The 26,005-nt window shown below is 58.3% G+C and carries 22 protein-coding genes, 6 tRNA genes and 3 other RNA genes; 4 read left to right on the top strand and 27 right to left on the bottom strand.

Features of this window, described 5'->3' with window-relative positions:
- Positions 1–6 precede the first annotated feature (6 nt).
- A complete protein-coding gene (locus tag ACJ8OK_RS07985; RefSeq protein WP_033633900.1) occupies positions 7–1,197 on the bottom strand; it encodes a YjgN family protein in 1,191 nt (396 codons plus the stop codon).
- 260 nt (positions 1,198–1,457) lie between these two features.
- Entirely contained in the window at positions 1,458–2,510 is a 1,053-nt protein-coding gene (gene aroG, locus ACJ8OK_RS07990; RefSeq protein WP_033633901.1) for a 3-deoxy-7-phosphoheptulonate synthase AroG, read from the bottom strand.
- Between the two features lie 212 nt (positions 2,511–2,722).
- Here aroG and ACJ8OK_RS07995 point away from each other — a divergent pair, with 212 nt between their 5' ends.
- Genes ACJ8OK_RS07995 through zitB form a run of 3 tightly spaced genes read left to right on the top strand, consistent with a single transcriptional unit; the run spans position 2,723 to position 7,487 of the window.
- Positions 2,723–3,328 (top strand): response regulator, encoded by a 606-nt coding sequence (locus tag ACJ8OK_RS07995; protein WP_033634136.1) that lies wholly within the window; start codon positions 2,723–2,725, stop codon positions 3,326–3,328.
- Positions 3,325–6,525, top strand: a complete 3,201-nt coding sequence (locus ACJ8OK_RS08000; RefSeq protein ID WP_082997001.1) for an ATP-binding protein — start codon at positions 3,325–3,327, stop codon at positions 6,523–6,525. Before ACJ8OK_RS07995 ends, ACJ8OK_RS08000 begins: the two co-directional genes overlap by 4 nt.
- Positions 6,525–7,487, top strand: coding sequence for a CDF family zinc transporter ZitB (zitB, locus tag ACJ8OK_RS08005; protein ID WP_015376984.1), 963 nt, complete (start codon positions 6,525–6,527; stop codon positions 7,485–7,487). Before ACJ8OK_RS08000 ends, zitB begins: the two co-directional genes overlap by 1 nt.
- A 35-nt stretch (positions 7,488–7,522) precedes the next feature.
- On the opposite strand, the gene pnuC is transcribed toward zitB, so the two are convergent.
- The 22 genes from pnuC to cydA form a co-directional block, all read right to left on the bottom strand.
- Positions 7,523–8,248: a nicotinamide riboside transporter PnuC gene (gene pnuC / locus ACJ8OK_RS08010; protein WP_021504601.1), complete on the bottom strand. Its 726-nt coding sequence runs from the start codon at positions 8,246–8,248 to the stop codon at positions 7,523–7,525.
- 20 nt (positions 8,249–8,268) lie between these two features.
- On the bottom strand, positions 8,269–9,330 hold the full coding sequence (gene nadA / locus ACJ8OK_RS08015; RefSeq protein WP_060558799.1) for a quinolinate synthase NadA: 1,062 nt from the start codon (positions 9,328–9,330) through the stop codon (positions 8,269–8,271).
- Positions 9,331–9,651: 321 nt separating this feature from the next.
- A non-coding RNA gene (locus tag ACJ8OK_RS08020) (RtT sRNA) lies at positions 9,652–9,776 on the bottom strand.
- Between the two features lie 75 nt (positions 9,777–9,851).
- Positions 9,852–9,976, bottom strand: a non-coding RNA gene (locus ACJ8OK_RS08025) — RtT sRNA.
- 75 nt (positions 9,977–10,051) lie between these two features.
- Positions 10,052–10,127: transfer RNA gene (locus ACJ8OK_RS08030), tRNA-Lys, on the bottom strand.
- Between the two features lie 6 nt (positions 10,128–10,133).
- Positions 10,134–10,209: transfer RNA gene (locus tag ACJ8OK_RS08035), tRNA-Val, on the bottom strand.
- 45 nt (positions 10,210–10,254) lie between these two features.
- Positions 10,255–10,378: non-coding RNA, RtT sRNA (locus ACJ8OK_RS08040), on the bottom strand.
- A gap of 13 nt (positions 10,379–10,391) precedes the next feature.
- A tRNA-Lys gene (locus tag ACJ8OK_RS08045) sits at positions 10,392–10,467 on the bottom strand.
- Between the two features lie 152 nt (positions 10,468–10,619).
- Positions 10,620–10,695: transfer RNA gene (locus ACJ8OK_RS08050), tRNA-Lys, on the bottom strand.
- Between the two features lie 7 nt (positions 10,696–10,702).
- A tRNA-Val gene (locus ACJ8OK_RS08055) sits at positions 10,703–10,778 on the bottom strand.
- A gap of 29 nt (positions 10,779–10,807) precedes the next feature.
- Positions 10,808–10,883: transfer RNA gene (locus tag ACJ8OK_RS08060), tRNA-Lys, on the bottom strand.
- Positions 10,884–11,061: 178 nt separating this feature from the next.
- Positions 11,062–11,856 (bottom strand): cell division protein CpoB, encoded by a 795-nt coding sequence (gene cpoB / locus ACJ8OK_RS08065; protein ID WP_004939852.1) that lies wholly within the window; start codon positions 11,854–11,856, stop codon positions 11,062–11,064.
- Between the two features lie 9 nt (positions 11,857–11,865).
- Complete coding sequence (gene pal, locus ACJ8OK_RS08070) at positions 11,866–12,381, bottom strand: peptidoglycan-associated lipoprotein Pal (RefSeq protein ID WP_004939853.1); 516 nt, start codon at positions 12,379–12,381, stop codon at positions 11,866–11,868.
- A 44-nt stretch (positions 12,382–12,425) separates the two neighbouring features.
- A complete protein-coding gene (tolB, locus tag ACJ8OK_RS08075; RefSeq protein ID WP_004939856.1) occupies positions 12,426–13,718 on the bottom strand; it encodes a Tol-Pal system beta propeller repeat protein TolB in 1,293 nt (430 codons plus the stop codon).
- 132 nt (positions 13,719–13,850) lie between these two features.
- Positions 13,851–15,077: a cell envelope integrity protein TolA gene (gene tolA, locus ACJ8OK_RS08080; RefSeq protein ID WP_442530508.1), complete on the bottom strand. Its 1,227-nt coding sequence runs from the start codon at positions 15,075–15,077 to the stop codon at positions 13,851–13,853.
- Between the two features lie 81 nt (positions 15,078–15,158).
- Positions 15,159–15,587, bottom strand: a complete 429-nt coding sequence (tolR, locus tag ACJ8OK_RS08085; protein ID WP_004939859.1) for a colicin uptake protein TolR — start codon at positions 15,585–15,587, stop codon at positions 15,159–15,161.
- 12 nt (positions 15,588–15,599) lie between these two features.
- Positions 15,600–16,283 carry a Tol-Pal system protein TolQ gene (tolQ, locus tag ACJ8OK_RS08090; protein WP_004939862.1) on the bottom strand — a complete coding sequence of 228 codons (684 nt, stop codon included), beginning with the start codon at positions 16,281–16,283 and terminating at the stop codon, positions 15,600–15,602.
- On the bottom strand, positions 16,280–16,684 hold the full coding sequence (gene ybgC, locus ACJ8OK_RS08095; protein WP_004939863.1) for a tol-pal system-associated acyl-CoA thioesterase: 405 nt from the start codon (positions 16,682–16,684) through the stop codon (positions 16,280–16,282). The genes tolQ and ybgC overlap by 4 nt, the downstream gene beginning before the upstream one ends.
- A gap of 130 nt (positions 16,685–16,814) precedes the next feature.
- Positions 16,815–17,111 (bottom strand): cyd operon protein YbgE, encoded by a 297-nt coding sequence (gene ybgE, locus ACJ8OK_RS08100; RefSeq protein ID WP_004939866.1) that lies wholly within the window; start codon positions 17,109–17,111, stop codon positions 16,815–16,817.
- Entirely contained in the window at positions 17,111–17,224 is a 114-nt protein-coding gene (gene cydX / locus ACJ8OK_RS08105) for a cytochrome bd-I oxidase subunit CydX (protein ID WP_004939868.1), read from the bottom strand. Before cydX ends, ybgE begins: the two co-directional genes overlap by 1 nt.
- A gap of 17 nt (positions 17,225–17,241) precedes the next feature.
- Positions 17,242–18,381 (bottom strand): cytochrome d ubiquinol oxidase subunit II, encoded by a 1,140-nt coding sequence (cydB, locus tag ACJ8OK_RS08110; protein ID WP_015376980.1) that lies wholly within the window; start codon positions 18,379–18,381, stop codon positions 17,242–17,244.
- Between the two features lie 14 nt (positions 18,382–18,395).
- On the bottom strand, positions 18,396–19,964 hold the full coding sequence (gene cydA, locus ACJ8OK_RS08115) for a cytochrome ubiquinol oxidase subunit I (RefSeq protein WP_004939873.1): 1,569 nt from the start codon (positions 19,962–19,964) through the stop codon (positions 18,396–18,398).
- A gap of 683 nt (positions 19,965–20,647) precedes the next feature.
- On the opposite strand from cydA, the gene ACJ8OK_RS08120 reads away from it, so the two are divergent.
- Positions 20,648–22,546: a bifunctional metallophosphatase/5'-nucleotidase gene (locus ACJ8OK_RS08120; protein ID WP_048322406.1), complete on the top strand. Its 1,899-nt coding sequence runs from the start codon at positions 20,648–20,650 to the stop codon at positions 22,544–22,546.
- Positions 22,547–22,618: 72 nt separating this feature from the next.
- On the opposite strand, the gene sucD is transcribed toward ACJ8OK_RS08120, so the two are convergent.
- From sucD to odhB, 3 genes are all read right to left on the bottom strand, one after another.
- Positions 22,619–23,491: a succinate--CoA ligase subunit alpha gene (sucD, locus tag ACJ8OK_RS08125; RefSeq protein ID WP_004939878.1), complete on the bottom strand. Its 873-nt coding sequence runs from the start codon at positions 23,489–23,491 to the stop codon at positions 22,619–22,621.
- On the bottom strand, positions 23,491–24,657 hold the full coding sequence (sucC, locus tag ACJ8OK_RS08130) for an ADP-forming succinate--CoA ligase subunit beta (RefSeq protein WP_442530509.1): 1,167 nt from the start codon (positions 24,655–24,657) through the stop codon (positions 23,491–23,493). Before sucC ends, sucD begins: the two co-directional genes overlap by 1 nt.
- Before the next feature lie 122 nt (positions 24,658–24,779).
- Entirely contained in the window at positions 24,780–25,997 is a 1,218-nt protein-coding gene (gene odhB, locus ACJ8OK_RS08135; RefSeq protein WP_033633906.1) for a 2-oxoglutarate dehydrogenase complex dihydrolipoyllysine-residue succinyltransferase, read from the bottom strand.
- Positions 25,998–26,005: the final 8 nt, after the last annotated feature.

A 26,005-nucleotide genomic window follows, 5' to 3' on the forward strand; every position in this document is an offset into this window, starting at 1 on the left:
GGCGCCTCAGAAGTTGCCGCCCAGATCCAGCGCCTGCAGCGCTTCTTCGGCCACCGCGCTGTTGGCGCTTTCCTGATGCGCCGTAATGTCCAGCAGCGCCAGATCGCCTTCAACCGCCGTGCAGGCCGCCAGATAACGGGCATGACGCACTTCCGCCACCGGCGCCGCCAAACCGAGCGAGAACAGGGTAATCAGGGTATTGGTGATCAACAATCCCATGTATGGCAGCGTTTTCATTGAGGAATGCAGCTTGATGTCGCCGTTCAGCCTTGCCTGGTTAAACAGATAGTTGCGCTGGGCAACGACCTGGTAGCTGCTGGCCACCAGCGCGCCGATTAACAGCACCACCATCATCAGCAGAAGGCTGCTGATATTGTCCAGCACCAGCACATCAATGGCTTCGTTGGTTAACATCCCCATCAACACCATCTGATAGAGAGTAAAGAAGAACGAACCGATGCACACCAACGCGACCAACATGAATGGCAGGAATATGAGCAGGCCGATCAAGGCAAATTTGATAAAGGCCGATTTCTTCAGTTCGGCAATAAACGGAGTGCGCCCGAAGAACAGGTTATTAACGTACAAATCATGCTGCAGTGCGCTAATAATACCATTTACCGCCGCAAATGCCGGCACGGCCAAAATCAGCGTCAGCACCAGCATAAAAGCGATGGCGTTGATGCTGCCAAGACCGCTGCCAATGCCGAGCAAGATGATCAGACCGACATACAGCCCGATAATCAGCAATAACGGGCAGAACAGTAAAGCCCAATAGGCGCGCCCGGTGCGGCAGACATAATTAAAACGCACGCCGCGATAGCTCGACATAATCGCATTGTAGCGCCAGCTGCGGATAACGATCCACGGCAGCAGGGCAAGCAACACCAGCAAAGCCAGCAGCCCCAACAGTGGCGTTATCGCCAGCAAGATATAAAACACGATGATGCCGCCGATCACCAACAGCCGCCCTTTCAGAATTTGCAGCGGTTGTGCATGGTAGTCGAAACGATCGCCGTCCAATTCCGTGTTGCCGTAAAAATAGCGGCGACGGCGCACCGTCGCCCAGGCGGAATAGATTCCCAGGGTCAGGGCGGTCAATAATGCATTGACTAACCAAATAGCGAAGTACTCACCACCTTTCCCATGGAATTTAATCCGGTGCAGCCCCAGCGGCTGCGAGGTATTGTTTGTCATAATTCTTTCATCCTGAAAGGAATAAGGTCATACCACTCCCCGCTTATTAGGCCTGCGGGGTTTATGGAATAAAAAAAGCGTCTTATATAAGCACAATGCCGCGAGCAGTGACAATTATTCTTTTCTTAAATAGGAATAATGCGAAGGGGGTCGCTTAAAGATTTAGTAAGCCTATTGACTGTAGGCCTTAAATTGACAGGAGATATAAAATTTTAAGGTAAATAGAAAAAGGGCCCGCTGGCGAGCCCCTCTTTACGCGATTAACCGCGGCGCGCTTTCACCGCCGCCGCCAGATCGCGCAGCACGGTTTCGGTGTCCTGCCAGCCGATGCAGCCGTCGGTGACGCTCTTGCCGTAAACCAGCGGCTCGCCGCTTTCGAGGCTCTGGTTACCTTCCACCAGGTGGCTTTCGATCATCACGCCGATAATCGCTTTTTCACCGCCGCTGATCTGCCCGCACACGTCCGCACTCACGTCCAGCTGCTTTTTGAACTGTTTGCTGCTGTTGGCGTGGCTGAAGTCGATCATCACCTGCGCCGGCAGCCCGGCTTTGCTCAGGCCGGCTTTGACGTCCTTCACGTGCGCCGCGCTGTAGTTCGGCTCTTTGCCGCCGCGCAGGATAATGTGGCAGTCGCCGTTGCCGCTGGTGTTAACGATCGCCGAGTGGCCCCACTTGGTCACCGACAGGAAGCAGTGCGGCGCGCCGGCGGCGTTGATGGCGTCGATCGCCACCTTGATGGTGCCGTCGGTACCGTTCTTGAAACCGACCGGGCACGAGAGGCCGGAGGCCAGCTCGCGGTGCACCTGCGATTCCGTGGTGCGCGCGCCGATGGCGCCCCAGCTCATCAGATCCGCCAGGTACTGCGGCGTGATCATGTCGAGGAATTCGCCGGCGGCCGGCAGGCCGCTGTCGTTGATCTCCACCAGCAGCTTGCGCGCCAGGCGCAGGCCGTCGTTGATGTTGAAGCTGTTGTCCATCTGCGGATCGTTGATCAGGCCTTTCCAGCCCACGGTGGTGCGCGGTTTTTCGAAGTATACGCGCATCACCACTTCCAGCTCGCCGCTCAGTTCTTCACGCAGCGCCAGCAGGCGCCCCGCGTACTCTTTGGCGGCTTGGGTATCGTGGATGGAGCAAGGACCAATCACCACCAGCAGGCGATCGTCGCTGCCACGAAGGATATTGTGAATTGCGCTGCGGGCCTGGGACACCGTCTTTGCCGCGCGTTCAGTGGCCGGGAATTTCTCCAGCAGAGCCACCGGCGGCAGGAGTTCCTTAATATCATTAATGCGTAAGTCGTCGTTTTGGTAATTCATAGCTTTTCCATTCGGTATCGAGGGGTATTTCGCAGTGCGTAACGGTGTAGATCCCAACAATCTAGCCTGTGGGAATGGCGCTGTAAATCACCTTTGCCCCCCTCCGCTGGAACCGCCAAATTAACAGCAGATTGTGCTGTTTCATCAGGGGAGCGCAGAGCCTCCTTTTTCGCTATGCTAGCGATCGGAATATAAAGCGACCCGAGTTGAACATGCCTTCTCTGTTATTAGTTGATGACCACCCGGTGGTTCATGTCGCACTGGAAGCGGCGCTAATGAAATCATCCCGCCCCTACCGTCTGCAGGCGGCGCAGGACGACGTCCAGGCGCTGGCTCTGCTGGCCGAGACCGCTTTCAGCCTGGTGATCCTGGATATCGGCCTGCCGCAGGTCGACGGGCTGCAGCTGTTGAAAAAAATCCGCCGCCGCTACCCGCAACAGAAGATCCTGATCTATACCGCGCAAGAGGCCGATGTGTATGCGCGCATGGCGCATGCCGCCGGCGCCGACGGTTTCGTCAACAAAGGCAGCTCGCTGGCGGAGTTGGTGCAAGCGATCGAGCAGGTGCTGGACGGTGAAACCAGTTTCCCCGCCGCCGCGCTGGCCGAAGAAGCGCCGACGGCGGACGGCGGGCTGCTCACGCCCAAGGAGCTCGAGGTGCTGGGTTTGCTGAGCCAGGGGCTGTCCAACCTGCAGATCGCCGACCGGCTGCACATCAGCAACAAGACCGTCAGCACCCACAAGAAAAACATCCAGCGCAAAACCGGCGCCGGTAATCTGCTGGAGCTGGTAGCGGTGTTTAAAGAGCTGGCGCCATGATGCGCCGCGCCCTGCTGCTGCTGATCCTGTGGTGCGGCCTGGCGCAGGCGGGGGAGCCGGTGCGCTATCAGCTGGTCAGCAACCTGAATCCCCCCGAGAATATGCTGATCGTCGGCGAGAAAAATCCCTGGCGCGATCGCACGCTGCGCGTCGGCATCATCAGTGAGAACACCAGCCCGTACAACATCATTGTGGATGACGATCTGTATGGGCTGAACGCCGACTACCTCGGCTATATTCAGCAGGTGACCGGCATCCGCTTCGCCATTTACGGCTTCGCCGACCTGACCCAGCTGGAGCAGGCGCTGCACGACGGCAAGGTCGATCTGTTGTACGGCATCCCGCAGAGCGAAGCGCTGCACGGGCTGGAGATCTCCCAGCCTTACTACGTCAGCAACCTGCGCGTATTGCGCGATCGCAGCAACGATCGGCCGGTGATGCTCAATTCCGCCAACGCCCGCGTCGCGATCGGCGCGCTGACCGACATGCAGTCCGGCGGCGCCCTGCAGGCGGTGGCATCGCAGATCCAGCGCTACGACAACAACCTGCAGGCGGTCTATTCGCTGCTGAACGGCAGCAGCGACTACTTTATCGCCGACGAGGCCAGCGCCAGCTTTATCATCGACCAGCTGCAGCTTGGCCAGCTCTATCAGATTGAAAGCAACGAGAACCTGGGCAACCTCTCCTTCGTGTTCGCCGCCGCCGATCCGCGGCTGATAGACACGCTGAACACCGCCATCGCCGACGCGCCGATGGAACTGATGAATGCCCTGCAGAGCCGCTGGAGCAAAAAGATCCCCAGCTACCTCGATACCGGCAATGCCGATCTGACGACGATGGAGAAGAATTGGGTAGCGAGCCACCGCGTGGTTTACTACGCCGCCATCGAGAACAACTTCCCGTTCGCCTACCGCGGTTCCGACGGCCAGCCGCGCGGCTACGCCATCGATATTCTCAACATCATCGCGCAAAACACCGGGCTGCGTTTCGCGCCGCTGTGGGCGCGCAATGCCGAGCAGGCCGATCAGCTGGTGCAGTCCGGCCAGGCCAGCTTCCGCGCCGCCCTGCCGCTGGCGCGCGGCGTCAAGGCGCGCTACGGCGCCAGCATGCCGATCCACCGTTCGCTGTGGGGCGTTTACGTCGGCCAGTATGCCAACGGCGTCTCGACCTGGAGCGATCTGGCCGGCAAGCGCATCGGCGTGCTGCAGGGCGATTTGGCTCAGGGGCTGGTGCCGGAGCAGGAACAGACCGTCAGCTTCGCCGACAGCAAGTCGATGTACGACGCGCTGGCCAACGGCCAGCTGGATGCGCTGGTGGATAACGTCATCTCCGCCAACTTTTTGGCGCTGTCGCGCTATTCCGGCGCCATCAAGCTGGCCTTCGCCGCCAACAACATCCCCTATCCGGTGGCCTTCGGCGTGCGCCGCGATCGGCCGCTGCTGCTGGCGATCCTGGATAAGAACCTGATGCAGATCCCGGCGGATACCCTGCAATCGCTGCGCGACGAGTGGATCGTCGACCGCAGCAACCTGATCGACGCGGTGAACGACAACCGCATGCCGCCGCAGACCACCTGGTTGCTGGCGCTGTTGGCCGCCGCCACCGTGCTGCTGCTGGCGCTGACGCTGCGCCGTTTCATGCTGCAGCGCCGTGAAAAACGCGAACGCGAAGAGCTCGAGCAGGCGCGCCGCCGCGCGGAAGCGGAAAACCGCATGAAGAGCAAATTCCTCGCCACCGTCAGCCATGAACTGCGCACGCCGATGCACGCCATCCTCGGCCTGCTGGAACTGGAGCTCAAACGCCAACCTGCGCCGGAAGGCCTGCCGGTGATTTACAGTTCGGCCTCATCGCTGCTCAACCTGCTCAACGACCTGCAGGATCACGCGCGGCTGGAAACCGGGTCGTTGACGCTGGCGCCGAAACCGGTGGCGCTGCGCCCCTGGGTCGCGCGCATCGACGCCCTTTACCGGCCGCTGATCGGCGAACGGCCGTTGACCTTGAGCGTGGTGGCGGATCCGGCTCTGCCGGAGGCGGTGATTATTGATGGTGAGCGTTTACTTCAGGTGGCTAACAACCTGATAAACAACGCGATAAAGTTCACGCCGCGCGGCGCCATTCAGGTCTACGTCGGCTGGCGCGCGCAGGATGAGCGGCAGGGGGAATTGCGATTAACGGTGAACGACAGCGGCTGCGGCATCGCCGCCGATGAAATAGGCAAACTGTTCCAACCGTTTTACCGCGCGCGCGGCGCGCAACGCATCTCGGTGCAAGGTACCGGTTTGGGCCTGTCGATCTGCAAAGAAATCGTCGAACAGATGGGCGGCCGCATCGAGTTGCACTCGCAGCCGGGCGTCGGCACCCGCGTCGAGGTCGCGATACCGGTCGAGCTGAGCGGCGCCGCGACGGCTGGCGCCCAGGAGGAGCACACCTTTGCTCTGCCGTCTTCCACCTTGCGTACCGCGCTGATCGACGACCATCCCACCAATTTGTTGTTGCTGGAACGCCAGCTGCGCCACTTCGGGCTGCAGCCGGCCCGCTTTGAACAAGGCTATGCGCTGCTGAAGGCTCAGCGCCGGCAACCTTTCGATCTGCTGTTTATCGACTATAACATGCCGCGCCCGGACGGCCTGACGCTGGCCAGGCTGATCCGCCGCGACGAACAGCGGCTACGGCGCCCGCCTTGCCGCATCGTGCTCTGCTCGGCAGACGTGCAGGAGTTTACCCGCATCCCGCCAGGGCTGGTGGCGATCGACCACTTCCTGACCAAGCCGATTTCACTGGCGGCGATCGGCCAGGTATTGGCTCAGCAACCGCAGGTTCAGGAAGAAAAGTCAGTCCTTACTGACCTGCGGCAAACGCTGGCCGAAATGGCGGGCGGCGATCGCGCCATGATGCAGCGGCTGGCGCAGACGCTCAGCGACACGCTGCGGCAAGACCGGCAGCGGCTCGCGGATGCCGTCGCCGCGAGCGACTGGCCACGCCTGGAACAGGCGGCGCACCGCATCAAGGGCAGCCTGCTGATGCTGCAGCTGCCGGAAGCCGCGCAGCTGTGCCAGCAACTGGTGGAAACCGCACGTCGGGGCGAGCTTGCCGCCGCCGCTTATACTAAATTAAAGGCGTTAGTGGCGCAGATAGAACCGGAGCTGGACGCTCTGCTCGCCGCCGCCCCCACTTTCGCTATGCATAAGGATGAATAATGTCGGACACTCCACACGTACACCTGCCGAAAGACAGTAATAGTAAACGCCTACTGACCGCTTTTTTAGTCACCGCCGTCTTTATGGTGGCCGAGGTGGTCGGCGGCCTGTTGTCCGGCTCGCTGGCGCTGTTGGCCGACGCGGGACACATGCTGACCGATGCCGCCGCGCTGCTGGTGGCGCTGATGGCGGTGCACTTTTCCCAGCGCAAGCCCAACGCGCGCCACACCTTTGGCTATCTGCGCCTGACCACCCTGGCGGCCTTCCTTAACGCCGCGGCGCTACTGGTGATCGTGGTATTCATCCTATGGGAGGCGATACGGCGTTTCTTCGAACCCCAGCCGGTGATGGGCACTCCGATGCTGATCATCGCCATAGCGGGGCTGCTGGCGAACCTGTTCGCCTTCTGGCTGCTGCATCGCGGCAACGAAGAGAAAAATATCAACGTGAGGGCGGCCGCGCTGCATGTGCTGGGCGACCTGCTCGGCTCGGTGGGCGCCATCGTCGCCGCCATCGTTATTCTCGCCACCGGCTGGACGCCGATTGACCCGATCCTGTCGGTGCTGGTCTCCTGTCTGGTGCTGCGCAGCGCCTGGCGGCTGCTGAAGGAGAGCTTCCACGAGCTGCTGGAAGGCACGCCGCAGGAGGTCGATATCGCCAAGCTGCAAAAAGACCTGTGCCTGAACATCCCGGAAGTGCGCAATATCCACCACGTACACGTCTGGCAGATCGGCGAACAGAAGCTGATGACGCTGCATGCGCAGGTGATCCCGCCGCATGACCACGATGGGCTGTTGCAACGTATCCAGGCTTATCTGTTGGAACACTACAAGATCGGCCACGTGACCATTCAGATGGAGTACCGGCACTGCGAGACGCCGGACTGCGGCATCAACCGGGCGCCGGAGCCGAGTGAACACTCACATGCCGAAGCGCATTCGCACCTGGGGCATCGCCACTAAGCCAAGAGGGCGCCATCACGGCGCCCTCTGCGTTGTTACGGAGCGGAAGATAACGGATTGGAATGGTTGCGCCCGGCGCTCTTGATCCACAGCCAGGAGCCGTTCAGCGCGATCAGCGTCAGAATGACGTACTCCAGCGCCATCGCGTACACGCCCTGGTAAGCGAAGATCGCCACGCTGATGACATCGATAACTACCCACAGCAGCCAGTTTTCCACGTACTTGCGCGTCATCAGGATCATCGCCACGATGGAGAGCACCATCATCGCCGAATCCCAGAACGGGAAGGCGTCCGGCTGCAGCGTCGGCATCTGTACGTTCAGCCCCAGCCCTTGCATCACCGCCACCGCAATCTGCGTCAGCCAGGCGAACACGCGGTCAATGTTGAAAGTCATCAGGCCGATGCCGATGACGCAAACCGCCGCCCAGGCCAACGCTTTCGGCAGCGGCAGCCAGCGGATCTGCAGCTCGGCCTGGTTATCCTGGGTTTGGCGGCTCCAGGCATACCAACCGTAAATATTGGCGCCGAAGAAAAACAGCTGCAGCAGCAGGCTGGCGTACAGCTGGATCTGGAAGAAAATCACCGCGAACAGCGTGACGTTGATCAGGCCGAACAGGTAGTTGATGATTTTTTCCTTGCTGGCGTACCAGATGCACAGCAACCCGAACAGTGTGCCGATGGCTTCGATCCACGACAGATCGTAACCGCCCGCGCCAAGCGGAATATGCACCAAAATATTGCTGGTACTGAAGAAGCTCATGAGGTCATCCTTTTAAACGGTTAAGCGTTGCCTTTAACCTGCATCTTAAGCTGAGCGGCGAAATCCAGCATGCGGTTCAGCGGCACCAGCGCCTTTTCACGCAGCGCGGCGTCCACGTGGATCTCATGCTGCGCGCCCCCCCGCTCCAGCCCTTCGGCAATCGCCTTCAGGCCATTCATCGCCATCCACGGGCAGTGCGCGCAGCTGCGACAAGTCGCGCCTTCTCCGGCGGTCGGCGCCTCGAACAGTTCCTTGTCCGGACAAGCCTGCTGCATCTTGTAAAAGATACCGCGATCGGTGGCGACAATCAGCTGTTGATGCGGCAATGTTTTCGCCGCCTGAATCAGTTGGCTGGTCGATCCCACCGCATCCGCCAGCTCGACCACCGCCTGAGGCGATTCGGGATGCACCAGGATGGCCGCCTGCGGATAGAGCGCCTTCATGCGCCGCAGCGCCTGGGTCTTAAACTCGTCATGGACAATGCAGGCGCCTTGCCAACACAACACGTCGGCGCCGGTCTGCTTCTGCACGTAGCTGCCGAGATGACGATCCGGCGCCCAGATAATTTTCTCGCCCAGGCTATCCAGATGCTCGATCAGTTCGACGGCAATGCTGGAGGTCACCACCCAGTCAGCGCGCGCTTTGACCGCCGCCGAGGTATTCGCATAGACCACCACGGTGCGATCGGGATGGCTGTCGCAAAACGCATGAAATTCCTCTTCCGGGCAGCCCAGATCCAGCGAACATTCGGCAAACAGCGTCGGCATCAGCACCTGCTTTTCCGGGCTGAGGATCTTGGCGGTTTCCCCCATGAAACGTACGCCGGCCACCAACAGCGTGGAAGCCGGATGCGAGCTGCCGAAGCGCGCCATTTCCAGCGAATCCGCCACGCAGCCGCCGGTTTCTTCCGCCAGCGCCTGGATTTCCGGGTCGGTATAATAATGGGCGACCATTACCGCGTTGCGCTGCTTGAGCAGGGTTTTGATCTTCTCGCGATAAAAGGCTTTTTCCGCTACGTCCAGCGGTACCGGTTTCGGCGGGAAGGGATACACCGCCGCGTTGACATCAAACATTTCACTCATCGCTGCAATCTCATGCTAGGCTGGGCGCCTGCCGCGTGAATATCGCCTGCCGCAACGCCCCTCGTTTTATATACTAAACAAAATACCTAAAACCGCGCGAAAAGTCCGCTGATATTTTCATATTTACGCACTCAGTGTTTAATAGATTAAAAATAAAGACATTGACCACGCAGATCACGACGGATAATGTCCTGGTGAGGGCGTATGGCGTTCAGAGAAGAGCGAGATGCCGATCGATGCAGTGTTGAAACGAGAAAGCAGGGATTCAGGTTGGGGTGCTGCAGAGGCGAAAAAAGCGCCAAAAGGCGCTTTTTTCTGAATTGGTGGGTCGTGCAGGATTGATTCGGCCTGTGGCCTCACCCTGCGGGCAACGCTGCGCGTTGTCGTATCGCTACGCGATGCTCGAACCTGAACGCAGGATCTCACCCGCACGACTCAGTGGGCCATGTCAGTAAGAGGATAAAGGCAGAGTCAGGTGGCGCAGAGGCGAAAAAAGCGCCAAAAGGCGCTTTTTTCTGAATTGGTGGGTCGTGCAGGATTGATTCGGCCTGTGGCCTCACCCTACGGGCAACGCTGCGCGTTGTCGTATCGCTGCGCGATGCTCGAACCTGAACGCAGGATCTCACCCGCACGACTCAGTGGGCCATGTCAGTAAGAGGATAAAGGCAGAGTCAGGTGGCGCAGATGCGAAAAAAGCGCCAAAAGGCGCTTTTTTCTGAATTGGTGGGTCGTGCAGGATTCGAACCTGCGACCAATTGATTAAAAGTCAACTGCTCTACCAACTGAGCTAACGACCCGCAGTGTGGTGGGTGATGACGGGCTCGAACCGCCGACCCCCTCCGTGTAAAGGAGATGCTCTACCAACTGAGCTAATCACCCACTGCTGTGGTACTGCTATTTTTCACACCTTGCTCTATCAAAGAGTGGTGGGTCGTGCAGGATAACTCGGCCTTTGGCCTCGCCCTAACGGGCCATCACCGGGGTGATGTTGTCTCGCTTTGCGAGACTCGAACCTCTACGGTTCTCATCCTGACGATTTAACACCTTGCTCTATCAAAGAGTGGTGGGTCGTGCAGGATTCGAACCTGCGACCAATTGATTAAAAGTCAACTGCTCTACCAACTGAGCTAACGACCCACTGATGTGGTTTACTGCTGATGGCGAATAGGTTACAAAAACCGACTCGCGGAAAACAAGGATGGGGATGTTCAGGACAACTCGACGGGTACTCGACTCGGACCTTTACTTTGCCACATCAAACCGATTCTGAAGCTGCCATTCTCTAAGAATGGTGGGTCGTGCAGGATTCGAACCTGCGACCAATTGATTAAAAGTCAACTGCTCTACCAACTGAGCTAACGACCCATAACAGTGGTGGGTGATGACGGGCTCGAACCGCCGACCCCCTCCGTGTAAAGGAGATGCTCTACCAACTGAGCTAATCACCCACTGTTGTGGTTACTGCTACTTCAGAAATTGGTGGGTCGTGCAGGATTCGAACCTGCGACCAATTGATTAAAAGTCAACTGCTCTACCAACTGAGCTAACGACCCAATTTCCCTGCCGCTTTAACATCTTGCAAGATGTCTTGGCAACGGCGGCATATATTACTAATTTATCTTGGCAGCGCAACCTAAATTTTTTACTGATGCGTTCAACTGCTTGTTCTTCACGCGAATGAGCCCAGAAATCGGTCAAATCGACTAACTTCTGGGCTCATTTTTCTAACCGTTAACCGCCTACGCGACTTTTCGCCTGCTTGGCCGCCGCACTGGTTGGGTATTGTTTAATCACCTGCTGGAACACGGCCTTGGCTTTATCAGCCTGCCCTTTTTCCTGCATGATGATACCCACCTTGTACATGGCGTCCGGCGCCTTCGGTGATTTAGCGTAATTCTTCACCACCACCGCAAAATAATAGGCCGCATCGTCTTTTTTACCCTTGTTGTAGAACAACTGACCCAGCCAATAGTTGGCGTTGGGCTGGTAAGTAGACTTCGGGTACTGTTTTACGAAGGACTGAAAGGCGGAAATCGCCTGATCATACTGTTTTTTTTCCAGCGCCAGAGAAACAGCGGCGTTGTAGTCACTGTTCTCATCACCGCCACTCGGCGTTGCAGAAGCGGCTGCAGGCGCGCTGCTGCCCGCATCGGAAGATGCGCCTGCGGCTGCCCCGCCGGCAGCGCCCGCTGCCGCAGAGGCGCTCTGAGCGCCGCCCTGGCTGAGGCTATCCATCTGTTGATAGATTTGCTTCTGGCGTTCAACGACCTGATTCAACTGATACTGGCTTTCCTGGATTTGCCCACGGAGAGAATCAATGTCGCGTTGATTGTCAGAGAGTTGCTGCTGGAGTTGGTTTAAAAGCTGGCCTTGAGCATTGCTGATGCGCTCAAGCGAGGTGACACGGTCTTCGACCGAGCCGGAGCCGACATTACTGATTGGCGCTTGGGCAGTAGCGGCCCAAGGGGCCGCTACGCCAACCAGTAACGACAGACTCAACAGGTGACGTCTGAAGTTACTGTTCATGCGATTCTCTTAGTAAACCAGAACGGCACGACGGTTTTTAGCATAAGCCGCTTCGTCGTGGCCCAGTACTGCTGGTTTTTCTTTACCGTAAGAAACGATAGAGATCTGGTCAGCGGAAACGCCTTTACCTTGCAGGTACATTTTAACGGCGTTAGCACGACGCTCACCCAGAGCGATGTTGTATTCCGGCGTGCCGCGTTCGTCAGCGTGGCCTTCAACGGTCACTTTGTAAGACGGGTTGTTACGCAGGAATGCAGCGTGCGCGTCCAGCATCTGAGCGAATTCGGAGCTTACGTCATACTTGTCCAGGCCGAAGTAAACGATGTTGTTCTTCTGCAGTTCTTGCATCTGCAGACGAGCTTGTTCTTCGGAAGACAGGTTGCTGCTGCCGTTTTCCATACCAGTGCCGGCGCCAGCGCCCATACCAGATTGGTCGTTGTTCGCGCTTTTGTTAGAACTACAAGCTGCTACAGCCAGAACTGGCAGTGCCAGCAGAAGCCCTTTCAGCACTTTGTTCAGTTGCATTTCTTTGATCCTTTTATAGTTTGCCATACATATTTACACATGCATCACAGATACGGCGACCAGGCAGGGAATTTGACCTGTCCATCAGTTGCCGGAAGACGCGCTTTGAAACGCCCATCAGTTGACACCAACTGCAGCACGGAGCCCATACCTTGCGTGGAGCTATAGATCACCATGGTGCCGTTTGGCGCAATACTAGGCGTTTCATCCAGGAAGGTGCCGGTCAAAACCTGAACGGCGCCCGATCCAAGATCTTGTTTGGCGATGTGTTGTGCACCACTGTTGGTGCTCACCATCACCAGGAATTTACCGTCGGAGCTGACTTCAGAATCCTGGTTCTGAGAGCCTTCCCACGTCAGACGCTGCGCGGCACCGCCGCTGGCGCTGATTTTATAAATCTGCGGACGCCCGCCCTGGTCGGAGGTAAACGCCAGCGACTGGCCATCCGGGAACCAGGTCGGTTCGGTGTTGTTGTTACGGCCATCGGTCAGCTGCGTGATCTGGCCGGAGCCGAGGTTCATCACGTACAGGTTCAGGCTGCCGCTCTTGGACAGCGCGAAGGCCAGCTTGCTGCCGTCCGGCGAGAACGCCGGCGCACCGTTGTGGCGCGGGAACGAGGCGATCTGGCGGATAGCGCCGTTAGCCAGGGTCTGCACCACCAGCGCAGAGCGGCCGCTCTCGAAGGTCACGTAAGCCAGTTTGCTGCCGTCCGGCGACCAGGCCGGCGACATCAGCGGCTCAGGCGAACGGTGCACCGTGAACTGGTTGTAACCGTCGTAATCCGCTACGCGCAGCTCGTACGGGAATTTCCCGCCGTTGGTCTGCACCACGTAGGCGATACGGGTGCGGAACGCGCCCTTGATGCCGGTCAGCTTCTCGAACACTTCGTCGCTGGCGGTATGGGCAGAATAACGCAACCACTGTTTGGTCACTTTATACTGGTTCTGCGCCAAGACGGTGCCCGGCGAACCCGAGGTGTCCACCAGTTGGTAGGAAATCAGGTAGCTGCCGTCGGCGCCAGGTTGAACCTGGCCGACCACCACGGCGTCGATGCCCAATGCAGTCCAGGCCGCCGGCGTCACTTCAGACGCGGAGGTCGGTTGCTGCGGCATGCGCGCCACGTCGATCGGGTTGAATTTGCCGCTGTTGCGCAGATCCGCGCCGACAATCTTGCCGATATCTTCCGGCGGCGTGCCTGGGCCCGCCCATTTAAACGGCACCACGCCAATCGGGCGAGCGGAGTCGACCCCTTGGGTGATTTCAATGCGAACTTCCGCGTGCAGCACGGACGCCCACAGAATTAAAAAACCTAGCGCTACTCGAAATGCCTGCTTCATCTCATCTCCCTTATCCAGGCGGGATGCCTGCGATAAATTAGCAGAATTTTAACAAACCAACTTACGCAAAACTACATAATCCCTGTTGGTTACCTTAGTACATCCCTGTGATATTACTCACTCAATCAACCGTTATTGCGGTTTGAATTCAAGGATAGAATTCTTAAAGTGCTGATAAACGGCATCGCTCGGCGGCTTCGGTATATGCGCCAATTTGGCGGCAGAGACCGCGGCCTGACACAAAGCAGGATCGCCGCCCGCCGCTTGTACACTTATCAGCAGGCCGTCCGGCGCCAGCTTGATACGCAGGTCGCAGGTTTTGCCGGCGAACGAACTGGCGTCATAGAATTTGCTCTGAATCGCCCCTTGGATCTGCCCCATATAACCGCTGATATCCGCCCCGCTGGCGCCAGCCGTTTTGGCATTGCCCTGCCCGGCCGGTTTACCGTCGCCCTTCGATTTGGCACCGCCGCCTTTCGGCGCGTTCTTGCCATCCGCCAGGCCGCCAAACAGGTCATCAACTTCCGCCGACTGCTTCGCAGCCTCGGCGGCGGCTTTTTTCTTCTCTGCAGCGGCTTTCTTGGCTGCCGCAGCTTTCTCAGCGGCGGCCGCTTTCTTCTCTGCCTCGGCGGCAGCCTTCTTCTCGGCTTCCGCTGCGGCTTTTTTCTCAGCTTCAGCGGCCGCTTTCTTCTCCGCGGCCTCTGCGGCTTTCTTTTCTGCCGCGGCGGCGGCGGCTTTCTTCGCCTCTTCCGCCTGTTTCTTGGCGGCGGCGGCGGCGGCCGCTTCTTTCTTGGCTTCCGCTTCGGCTTTCTTCTGGGCTTCCGCCTGCGCCTTGGCGACCTTGTCCGCTTCGGCCTTCTCCTTGGCGGCAGCGGCTTCGGCGACCTTCTGTTGTTCTTTGGCCTTGGCTGCGGCGGCTTCCGCCGCTTTTTGCTGCTCGGCGGCCTGTTTTTGCTGCTCCGCCGCCTTCTGCTGTTGCTCAGCCTGCGCCTTGGCGTCCTGCGCGGCTTTCTCCTGCGCCGCCAAACGCTCTTTCTCCAGCTCTTTCAGGCGCTGCTGCTGCTCCGCCTGCTTCTGCTGAAGCTCTTCGGCCTGTTGCTCCGCTTTTTTCTGGCGCTGCTTTTCGGCACGCTGCGCATCGTTGCTCTGCTGCTGCTGGCGGTTGTACTGCTCCACCACCGCGCCGGGATCGACCATCACCGCGCCCACCACGGTGCCATCACCGCCGCCGCCGGCGCCCATGTCGACCTTTTCCTGCAGCGATCCCCAAATCAGCAGGGCAATCAGTATGAAGTGCAGAACGACCGAAACAATAACGGCGCGGTTCAGCTTATCGTTTTGCTCAGTTGCCTTTACCAAAATAGATTCCCAAAAACTGGTGTTGCTTATACGGGGTTCCTGGGCCACAGCGCAGGAACCGGGTTGCCGTTGGCCTTACGGTCAGATCGGCTGGGTCATCAGCCCCACGGAAGCCACGCCCGCCTGATGGAGAATATTCAATGCCTTGATAATCTCATCGTAAGGGACTTCCTTCGCACCGCCGATCAAAAAGACCGTTTTCGGGTTAGCCGCCAAACGCGACTTGGCTTCGGCCGCGACTTGCTCAGGCGGCAGCAGCTCCATACGGTTGTGATCCACCACCAGGGTGTATTGACCTACGCCGGAAACCTCGAGGATCACCGGCGGATTATCATCGCTGGACACCGTCTTGGAATCGGTGGCGTCCGGCAGGTCAACCTCCACGCTCTGCGTGATGATTGGCGCGGTTGCCATAAAAATCAGCAGCAGCACCAGCAACACGTCGAGCAGCGGAACGATGTTAATTTCGGACTTCAGCTCACGCCGACTACGTCCACGTACTCTCGCCATGCTACCTCCTACTTATTTGCTGTCGCTGGAGAAGGCCTGACGATGCAGAATAGCGGTGAACTCTTCCATAAAGTTGTCGTAATTCTGCTCAAGCTTGTTGACGCGCTGGTTGAGACGGTTATAGGCCATAACCGCCGGGATGGCGGCGAACAGACCGATCGCGGTGGCGATCAGCGCTTCGGCGATACCCGGCGCCACCATCTGCAGCGTGGCTTGCTTCACCGCGCCCAGCGCGATAAAGGCATGCATGATCCCCCACACGGTGCCGAACAGGCCGATGTACGGGCTGATCGAACCGACGGTGCCGAGGAACGGAATATGGGTTTCCAGCGTTTCCAGCTCGCGGTTCATCGAAATGCGCATCGCGCGCGACGCCCCTTCGATCACCGACTCCGGCGCATGGTTGTTGGCGCGGTGCAGGCGGGCGAACTCTTTGAACCCGGAATGGAAGATCTGCTCGGAACCGGTCAGGCTATCGCGACGCGCCTGACTTTCCTGGTACAGACGGGAAAGCTCGATACCGGACCAGAATTTGTCTTCAAAGGCTTCGGCGTCACGCGTCGCCGCATTGAGGATGCGGGTGCGCTGAATGATGATCGCCCAGGAGGCTACCGAGAAGCATATCAAAATCAACATGATAAGCTTAACCAGCAGGCTCGCCTTCAAGAATAAATCTAGGATGTTCATGTCAGTCACTGCTTAAACTCCGCGACAATAGACTTAGGAAGCGCTCTTGGCTTCATTTGGTGTGGATCAATACAGGCAATCAGGACATCTGCCTGGCTCAGTAGGGCCCCGTCAGAATTGACAATGCGTTGAGCAAACGTGAGAGAAGCCCCGCGCAGAGAGGTGATTTCACTCTGGACCTCCAGTTGCTCGTCGAGACGAGCCGGAGCCAGATAATCCACCGTCATGCGCCGGACGACAAAAGCGACTTGTTCACTGAGCAGCTGCTGTTGATGAAAGTTGTGCTGACGCAGCATCTCTGTGCGCGCTCTTTCAAAAAAGGCGACGTAGCGGGCGTGATAGACCACACCACTGGCATCGGTATCCTCGTAGTAAACGCGAACCGGCCATCGAAACAACGTATTACTCACTCTACTTCCCAGCAATGCAATTTAACGCTGCTACTATACGCAAGACGGATCGGGTTGGGAATGGGTTACAAGATGGGAATGAAAATAATTATGGGCCGTGAGGGCCCATAACGTGGGGACATCAGGGAGATTATAAAGAAACGTAAAGTAATCCTGCGCACAAGATCACAATTGCGGGAAGCGGCGCAAAAAAGGCGCGCCAGACGCTGCGCTGCGGGCGGAATCCGAAACCGTGGATCACCCCGGCGCACACTGCCCAAATCAGCAACAGCCCTTCCCAAATCTCCAGCGAGCTGGTTTTGGCGGCGAAACGCGTCGGATCCCAGAACACGCACCCCGCCAAAATCAACGCCAGCACCAGGGAAAGGGCCCGAACCGGGCCCTTGTCGGTGACAGCGTACAGCTTGTCAATCACGGACGAGCTCATTACTTACCGTCTTGCTGAGCTTTGGTCGCTTCGCTCTGCTCAAGCGCCAGCGCCGTGATGATGCCGAAGGCGCAGGCAAGAAGCGTTCCGAGAATCCAGGCAAAATACCACATGGTTTAGCTCCTTATCCTTAGTACAGCGAATGCTTGTTGTTTTCGATGTAGTTCTTGTCGAGGCGACCGAACATTTTGTAGTACGACCAGCTGGTGTACGCCAAAACGATAGGCACGAAAATCGCCGCCACGACGGTCATCACTTTCAGCGTCAACAGGCTCGACGTCGCGTCCCACATGGTCAGGCTGACGTTAGGCACGGTGCTGGACGGCATCACGAACGGGAACATGGTGACCCCGGCGGTGAGGATGACGCAGGCGATGGTCAGCGACGAAGTGACGAACGCCAGCGCGCCTTTCTCCAGACGCGAGAACAGGATGGTGAACAACGGCAGCACCACGCCCAGTGCAGGCAATGCCCACAGCAGCGGATACTTGTTGAAGTTGATCAGCCATGCGCCGGCCTGATGCGCCACTTCTTTACGCAGCGGGTTGGATTCCGCCATGGTGTCCAGCGCCGAAGTGATCACGTAGCCGTCGATGCCTTTCACCAGCCATACACCCGCCAGCAGGAAGCATACCGCCATGATCAGCGTCGCGATCTGCGCTGCGGCGCGTGACCGCAGGTGGATCTCGCCGGTGGTGCGCATCTGCAGGTAGGTCGCGCCCTGAGTGACCAGCATGGTCAGACTGACCACGCCCGCCAACAAACCGAACGGATTCAGCAGCTGGAAGAAGTTGCCGGTGTAGAACAGACGCAGGTATTCGTCCACATGGAACGGCACGCCCTGCAGCAGGTTGCCGAACGCCACGCCGAATACCAACGCAGGCACGAAGGAACCGATGAAGATGCCCCAGTCCCACATGTTGCGCCAGCGGCTGCTCTCCAGCTTGGAACGGTAGTCAAAACCGACCGGGCGGAAGAACAAGGCCGCCAGCACCAGGATCATGGCGACGTAGAAGCCCGAGAAGGCCGCTGCGTAGACCATCGGCCAGGCGGCGAACAGCGCGCCGCCGGCGGTGATCAGCCACACCTGGTTACCGTCCCAGTGCGGGGCGATGGAGTTGATCATCACCCGGCGCTCGGTATCGGTTTTACCGATGATGCGCACCAGGATGCCGACGCCCATGTCGAAACCGTCGGTGACGGCGAAGCCGATCAGCAGTACGCCAACCAGCACCCACCAGATAAATCGCAGTACTTCATAGTCAAACATACGTGGACTCCTGTTTAGCGCGCTTCCTGCACGGCGGCAGTCGGTTGTTCAAAGTGGTAGCGGCCGGTTTTCAGGCTGCTTGGACCCAGACGCGCAAACTTGAACATCAGGTACATTTCAGCCACCAGGAACAGGGTGTACAAGCCGCAAATCAGCCCCATCGAGAACAGAATGTCGCCCGCGGTCAGCGAAGAGTTGGCGACTGCGGTCGGCAGCACCTCACCAATCGCCCACGGTTGACGGCCGTATTCCGCCACGAACCAGCCGGCTTCCACCGCGATCCACGGCAGCGGCAGGCCATACAGCGCCGCACGCAACAGCCATTTCTTCTGGCCGATGCGGCCGCGCACCACGCTCAGGAAGGACAGGCCAATAATCAGCAGCATCAGCACGCCACAGGCCACCATGATGCGGAAGGCGAAGTACAGCGGCGCCACGCGTGGAATGGAGTCCTTGGTCGCCTGCTGGATCTGCGCTTCCGTCGCGTCGCTGACGTTCGGGGTATAACGCTTCAGCAGCATGCCGTAGCCCAGGTCTTGCTTGGTTTTGTTGAATTCCGCACGCACCGCAGGATCGGTATTGCCGCCGCGCAGCTCTTCCAGCAGCTGGTAGGCTTTCATGCCGTTGCGGATACGCACTTCATGTTGCGCCAGCAGATCTTTCAGGCCAGTGACCTGCGTGTCGGTGGAACGCGTGGCGATCAGGCCAAGCGCATACGGGATCTGAATAGAGAAGGAGTTTTCCATCTTGTCCTGATCGGGAATGCCGAACAGGGTGAAGGACGCCGGCGCCGGCTGGGTATCCCACTCCGCTTCGATGGCGGCCAGTTTGGTTTTCTGTACGTCGCCCATTTCGTAACCGGATTCGTCACCCAGCACGATCACCGACAGCACAGCAGCCATGCCGAAGCTGGCGGCGATGGCGAAGGAACGTTTGGCGAAAGCGATGTCGCGGCCCTTCAGCAGGTAGTAAGCGCTGATGCCCAGCACGAACATGGCGCCGGTGGTGTAGCCTGCAGCCACGGTGTGAACGAATTTCACCTGCGCAACCGGGTTAAGCACCAGCTCGGAGAAGCTGACCATCTCCATGCGCATGGTTTCGAAGTTGAAATCCGACGCGATCGGGTTCTGCATCCAGCCGTTGGCGACCAGGATCCACAGCGCGGACAGGTTTGAGCCGAGGGCCACGAACCAGGTTACCGCCATGTGCTGCACCTTGCTCAGACGATCCCAGCCGAAGAAGAACAGGCCGACCAGCGTCGATTCAAGGAAGAACGCCATCAGACCTTCGATGGCCAGTGGGGCCCCGAAGATATCGCCGACGTAGTGAGAGAAATACGACCAGTTAGTCCCGAACTGGAACTCCATGGTCAAACCGGTGGCCACACCCAGAGCAAAGTTAATCGCAAATAACTTTCCCCAGAATTTGGTCATGTCTTTATAGATTTGTTTGCCAGACAGGACATATACCGTTTCCATAATTGCCAGCAAGAACGCCATACCGAGCGTTAATGGGACAAATAAGAAATGGTACATCGCCGTTAAAGCAAACTGTAAGCGCGACAGTTCGACAATATCAAACATCTTGACTCCTTGCTCCTCGCAGGAAGACTCCGACACGCGGTTATCGGCATACTTCTTTCAAAGCCGCCAGTAACGCCCCGCAGTGAATGCCCTTAAACACAACAAATTTGATCCAGCTTCTCCGCTTTCAACCGCACACTCGGCCAATAGCCCCTCGGGCCGCCGACAAGCACGCCACTGAAAACCGACAACGGGTAACAAATGCAACAAGATCAACCATCCATAATCACAACATGGATGATACTCGCCCAATCCCACACAATAAATAGGTTTTTACGTGACGTGGGTTGGACTTTTGGTTACAGGTCAAATCTTAGCCGAAAGAGGTACTTCGGGCTAATTTGATCTGAGACAATTTAAGCCTATCCGCATATTATTTCCATATTCATCAGCACATTTCGCCTATTTTTCTTGAGGGCATGTTGCGCAATGGTTTAATTGTTTTTTAATGATATTTTTGTGTTAAATAAATGTAATTTAAAAGAGCCGCCATTGTATTATTACGCGCTTATTCTGCGACATAATTAACCTTTTATTTCCATTAAGCCGTGACAGTGATTGCAGTCACAAAACAACAAATCTCTCTCCAATATTAGTCTATTTCTCGCGATGGGATCGTAAAGGTTGCGATTTTGTAGCAAAATGACCACTTATGTTAAAATTCCATTGAGTGACAATAAGTTATGAAAAAAATCATCTTTGCCTCTGTCTTGGGACTCTCGGGAAACGCCATGGCCGCCGAAACGGTAAACATCACCCTGCTGGGCACCTCCGATCTGCACGGCACCTTCGTGCCCTGGGACTACGCCAGCGACACGGAAAACCTGGCGGGCAGCCTGAGCCAGATAGCCACTCAGGTCAAAAAGGTGCGCGCCGAGCAGCCTAACCTGATCCTGGTGGACGCCGGCGACACTATTCAGGGCAACTTCGTTGAAACCTTCAAGCATGAGGCCGTCAGCCCGATGATGCTGGGCCTCAATGCACTCAATTACGACGTCTGGGTGATGGGCAATCACGAGTTCGACTTCGGCCTGCCGGTGCTGGCCACCCCGCTCAAGCAGTTCAAGGGCGCGGCGCTGGCGGGCAACATCGTCTGGGACAACGGCAAGCCTTATCTGCCGGCCTACACCATCCTCGAACGCCAGGGCGTGAAGATCGGCATTATCGGCATGGACACGCCGATGACCGCTGAATTCGCCAAGGGCACCGATCGTATCAAGGGGCTGAACTTCACCGATCCGGTGCAGGCGGTGAAACAGGTCATCAAACAAATCGACGGCCAGGTCGATGCCATCGTACTGGTGGCGCATATGGGCATCGACAACGAGAACCAGCGCCCGGGCACCGGCGTGGCCGACATTGCCAACGCCAACCCGGAACTGGCGGCGATCGTCGCCGGCCACATGCATGTGAAGATCGACAAGGCGGTGGTCAACGGCGTCATCATCACCGAACCGGACAAATACGGCCGCGCGCTGTCACGCATCGATCTGCAATTTGAACGCCGCGACGGCAAATTCACGCTGATCGATAAAAACAGCTACACCTACCCGATCAAAGGGCTGACGCCCGACAGCGCCATGCAGGCTCTCTACCAGCCGTATCATGACATTTTGCGCGCCAACGCCAACCGGGTGGTGGCGAAGCTGAGCGGCAGCGACCTGGTGCCTGCCGACGAGTTCCGCGGCATTCCTCAGGTACACGTGCAGGATACCGGCATCAGCGCGCTGTTCCAGCAGGCCGCCCGTCACTACGCACCGCTGGCGCAGGTGATCGCCCTGCAGATCGACAACGATCGCGCCAAACTGGACGTCGGCGACATCAAGGCCAAGGATATCGCCTTTAACTACCAATACGCCGGCGGCGAGATCACCGTTTATCAGCTTAACGGTAAAGCGCTTAAACGCTACATGGAGTGGTCCGCCGGCTACTTCAATCAGCTGCAGCCGGGCGACGTCACCTACAGCTTTAACCCGGCGCGGCGTTCGTCCAAATATTCCACCAACGATTTCTTCGATGGCGTCACTTACACCATTGATCTGCGCCAACCCGCCGGTTCGCGCATCGTCGATCTGCGCCTGGCGGACGGCACGCCGGTCACGGACGATATGCCGATCCGTCTGGGCATGAACAGTTACCGCATGGGCCACCTGACGCAAAAGGGCGGCGCGCTGGAAGGGCAATCCTTCCCGGTGCTGTTCGACAGCAAAGCGCAGTACGGTGAAGAAGAAGGCACCATTCGCCACCTGGCCCTGCGCTACCTGACAGAAGTGAAACACGGCCAATACCAGGGCGTGCCGCCGCAGCGCTGGAAACTGATCGGCATGGAGGGATACGAACCGCAGCGGGCGATCGTTAAACGGCTGCTGAATGAAGGCGTTATCCAGGTGCCGACCACCGACGATGGCCGCTACACCAACGTCGCCTCGATCAACGTCAAAGACGCGCTGTTCCGCAACGCCGACGATTACCGCGCCGCCCTCGCCTCGCTGGAGCAGCAGCGGCAAGCCGCCGCGGATCCGGTGCAGCAGCGCCGCCTGCAGGATCGGATCGCGCTGATTAAGGCGCTCAACGTTTTCTGAGTTTCGCCCATAAAAAAGGCCACCCATTGGGTGGCCAAACATGTCGAGATATTGTTATTTCGTACTAGGTTCTTAGCGCTTCAGCACCGCTTTTACCGCATCGCCGATGTCCGCCAGGCTGCGAACGGTTTTCACGCCCGCCGCTTCCAGCGCAGCAAACTTCTCGTCCGCCGTGCCTTTGCCGCCGGCGATGATGGCGCCTGCGTGGCCCATACGCTTGCCTTTCGGCGCGGTCACGCCGGCGATGTAGCCGACAACCGGTTTGGTGACGTGTTCTTTGATGTAAGCCGCCGCTTCTTCTTCAGCGCTGCCGCCGATCTCACCGATCATCACGATCGCTTCGGTCTGCGGATCCTGTTGGAACATCTTCAGGATATCGATGAAGTTGGAGCCCGGGATCGGGTCGCCGCCGATGCCCACACAGGTGGACTGGCCCAGACCGGCATCGGTGGTTTGTTTCACCGCTTCATAGGTCAGGGTGCCGGAGCGGGAAACGATGCCCACTTTGCCCGGCAGGTGGATGTGGCCAGGCATGATGCCGATTTTGCACTCGCCCGGGGTGATCACGCCTGGGCAGTTCGGCCCGATCATGCGCACGCCGGCTTCGTCCAGCTTCACTTTCACGGTCAGCATGTCCAGGGTCGGGATGCCTTCGGTGATGGTGATGATCAGTTTGATGCCGGCATCGATCGCTTCCAGAATGGAGTCTTTGCAGAACGGCGCTGGAACGTAGATGACAGAGGCCGTCGCGCCGGTCGCTTCAACCGCTTCGCGCACGGTGTTGAACACCGGCAGACCCAGGTGCTGAGTGCCGCCTTTGCCTGGGGTGACGCCGCCAACCATTTTGGTGCCGTAAGCGATAGCTTGTTCGGAATGGAAAGTCCCCTGGCTACCGGTGAAGCCCTGGCAAATTACTTTGGTGTTTTTATCGATTAAGATGGACATTATTTACCCTCCACTGCTGCAACAACTTGCTGAGCCGCATCAGTCAGGCTGGTCGCAGCAATGATATTCAGGCCGCTGTCCGCCAGTTTCTTGGCGCCCAGTTCGGCGTTGTTCCCTTCCAGGCGCACCACGACCGGGACGTTAACGCCCACTTCAGCCACTGCGCCGATGATGCCGTCAGCGATCAGATCGCAACGTACGATACCACCGAAGATGTTAACCAGAACCGCTTTCACCTTGTCGTCGGACAGGATGATTTTGAACGCTTCGGTCACGCGCTCTTTGGTCGCGCCGCCGCCAACGTCCAGGAAGTTGGCCGGTTCGCCGCCGTGCAGTTTAACGATGTCCATGGTGCCCATCGCCAGACCGGCGCCGTTCACCATGCAGCCGATGTTGCCGTCGAGGGCAACGTAGTTCAGCTCCCACTGAGCCGCACGGGATTCACGCTCGTCTTCCTGGGAAGGGTCACGCATTTCACGCAGTTCAGGCTGACGGAACAGGGCGTTGCCGTCGGCGCCCAGTTTGCCGTCCAGGCACACCAGATCGCCCTGCTTGGTGATCACCAGCGGGTTGATCTCAACCATCGCCAGGTCACGCTCCAGGAACAGCGTCGCCAGGCCCATGAAAATCTTGGCGAACTGGCTGACTTGCTTGCCGGTCAGGCCCAGTTTGAAGGCCAGCTCACGGCCCTGATAAGGCTGTGGACCCGCCAGCGGATCGATGGTCATTTTGTGGATCAGTTCCGGGGTTTCTTCCGCCACTTTCTCGATTTCCACGCCGCCTTCGGTAGACGCCATGAATACGATGCGACGGGTCGCGCGGTCTACGACGGCGCCCAGGTACAGTTCTTTATCGATGTCGGTCGCCGCTTCAACCAGGATCTGGTTAACCGGCTGGCCCAGCGCGTCAGTCTGGTAAGTCACCAGACGCTTGCCCAACCAGGCTTCCGCGAAAGTACGGATATCTTCTTTGCTGTTGACGACTTTAACGCCGCCCGCTTTACCGCGGCCGCCAGCATGAACCTGACATTTCACCACCCACGGGCCGGAGCCGATTTTGGATGCGGCTTCTTCTGCTTCACGCGGAGTGGTACAGGCGTAACCGGTCGGTGCCGGCATGCCATACCGAGCAAACAGCTGTTTTGCCTGATATTCGTGTAAATTCATGATGTTCTATCCATTCAGTTCTGAAGGTTTTTAGCCGGACCATTATTACGCGGTAAACCGCATGGTTTTCCGGCCACATAGCACAGAGTGCGGGCGCGGCACGCCGCGCCCGGCAAGGGTTACTAGACGTCCAGCAACAGACGAGCCGGATCTTCCAGCATCTCTTTGACCGTCACCAGATAACCGACGGATTCCTTACCGTCGATCAGGCGGTGGTCATAAGACAGCGCCAGATACATCATCGGCTGGATCACCACCTGACCATTGACCGCCATTGGGCGATCTTTGATGGCGTGCATGCCCAGGATGGCGCTCTGCGGCGGGTTGATGATCGGGGTGGACATCAGGGAGCCGAATACGCCGCCGTTGGTAATGGTGAAGTTACCGCCGGTCAGCTCTTCCACGGTCAGTTTGCCGTCGCGGCCCTTAACGGCCAGCTCTTTGATTTTCTTCTCGATGTCAGCCATGCTCATGGCGTCTACATCGCGCAGTACCGGCGTCACCAGGCCGCGCGGGGTAGAAACCGCGATGCTGATGTCGAAGTAGTTGTGGTAAACCACGTCGGAACCGTCGATCGACGCGTTCACTTCCGGGAAGCGCTTCAGCGCTTCAACCACCGCCTTGATGTAGAAGGACATGAAGCCCAGACGCACGCCGTGGCGTTTCTCGAAGGCTTCGCCGTACTGCTTGCGCAGATCCATGATCGGCTGCATGTTGATTTCGTTGAAGGTGGTCAGCATCGCGGTGCTGTTCTTCGCTTCCAGCAGACGCTCGGCGACGCGTTTGCGCAGGCGGGTCATCGGCACGCGTTTTTCGCTGCGGCCGGCCAGAGCCGGCTGCGGTGCGGCTTCAACGGCGGCGGCCGGTTTGGCGGCGGCGCCGCCTTTGGCCAGGTGCGCTTCCACGTCTTCACGGGTGATGCGGCCACCCACGCCGGTGCCTTTGATGGCGCCGGCATCGAGGTCGTGTTCGGCGATCAGGCGGCGAATCGCCGGGCTGAGCGCGTCATTGCTTTCTTCTTCCAGGCTCGCGGTCGCGCGCTGTGCAGGCGTGGACTCTTTCTCCTGGCTCTTCTCGGCGGTCGGTTTGCCGGAGCTGTCGCCTGGGCGGATGCGGCCGAGCAGCTGGCGAGACAGCACGGTCGCACCCTCTTCTTCCACGATAGCATCGAGAATGCCCGCTTCACTGGCCGGCACTTCCAACACCACTTTGTCGGTTTCGATTTCAACCAGGACTTCATCACGCTGCACGCTGTCGCCCGGTTTTTTGTGCCAGGTGGCTACGGTCGCATCGGCAACCGATTCAGGAAGGTCAGGAACCAGAATATCTACGCTACTCATTTAGCTTT

This window comes from Serratia sp. CY71090 (assembly GCF_052166845.1).
In the GTDB taxonomy this organism is placed as follows: domain Bacteria; phylum Pseudomonadota; class Gammaproteobacteria; order Enterobacterales; family Enterobacteriaceae; genus Serratia; species Serratia nematodiphila.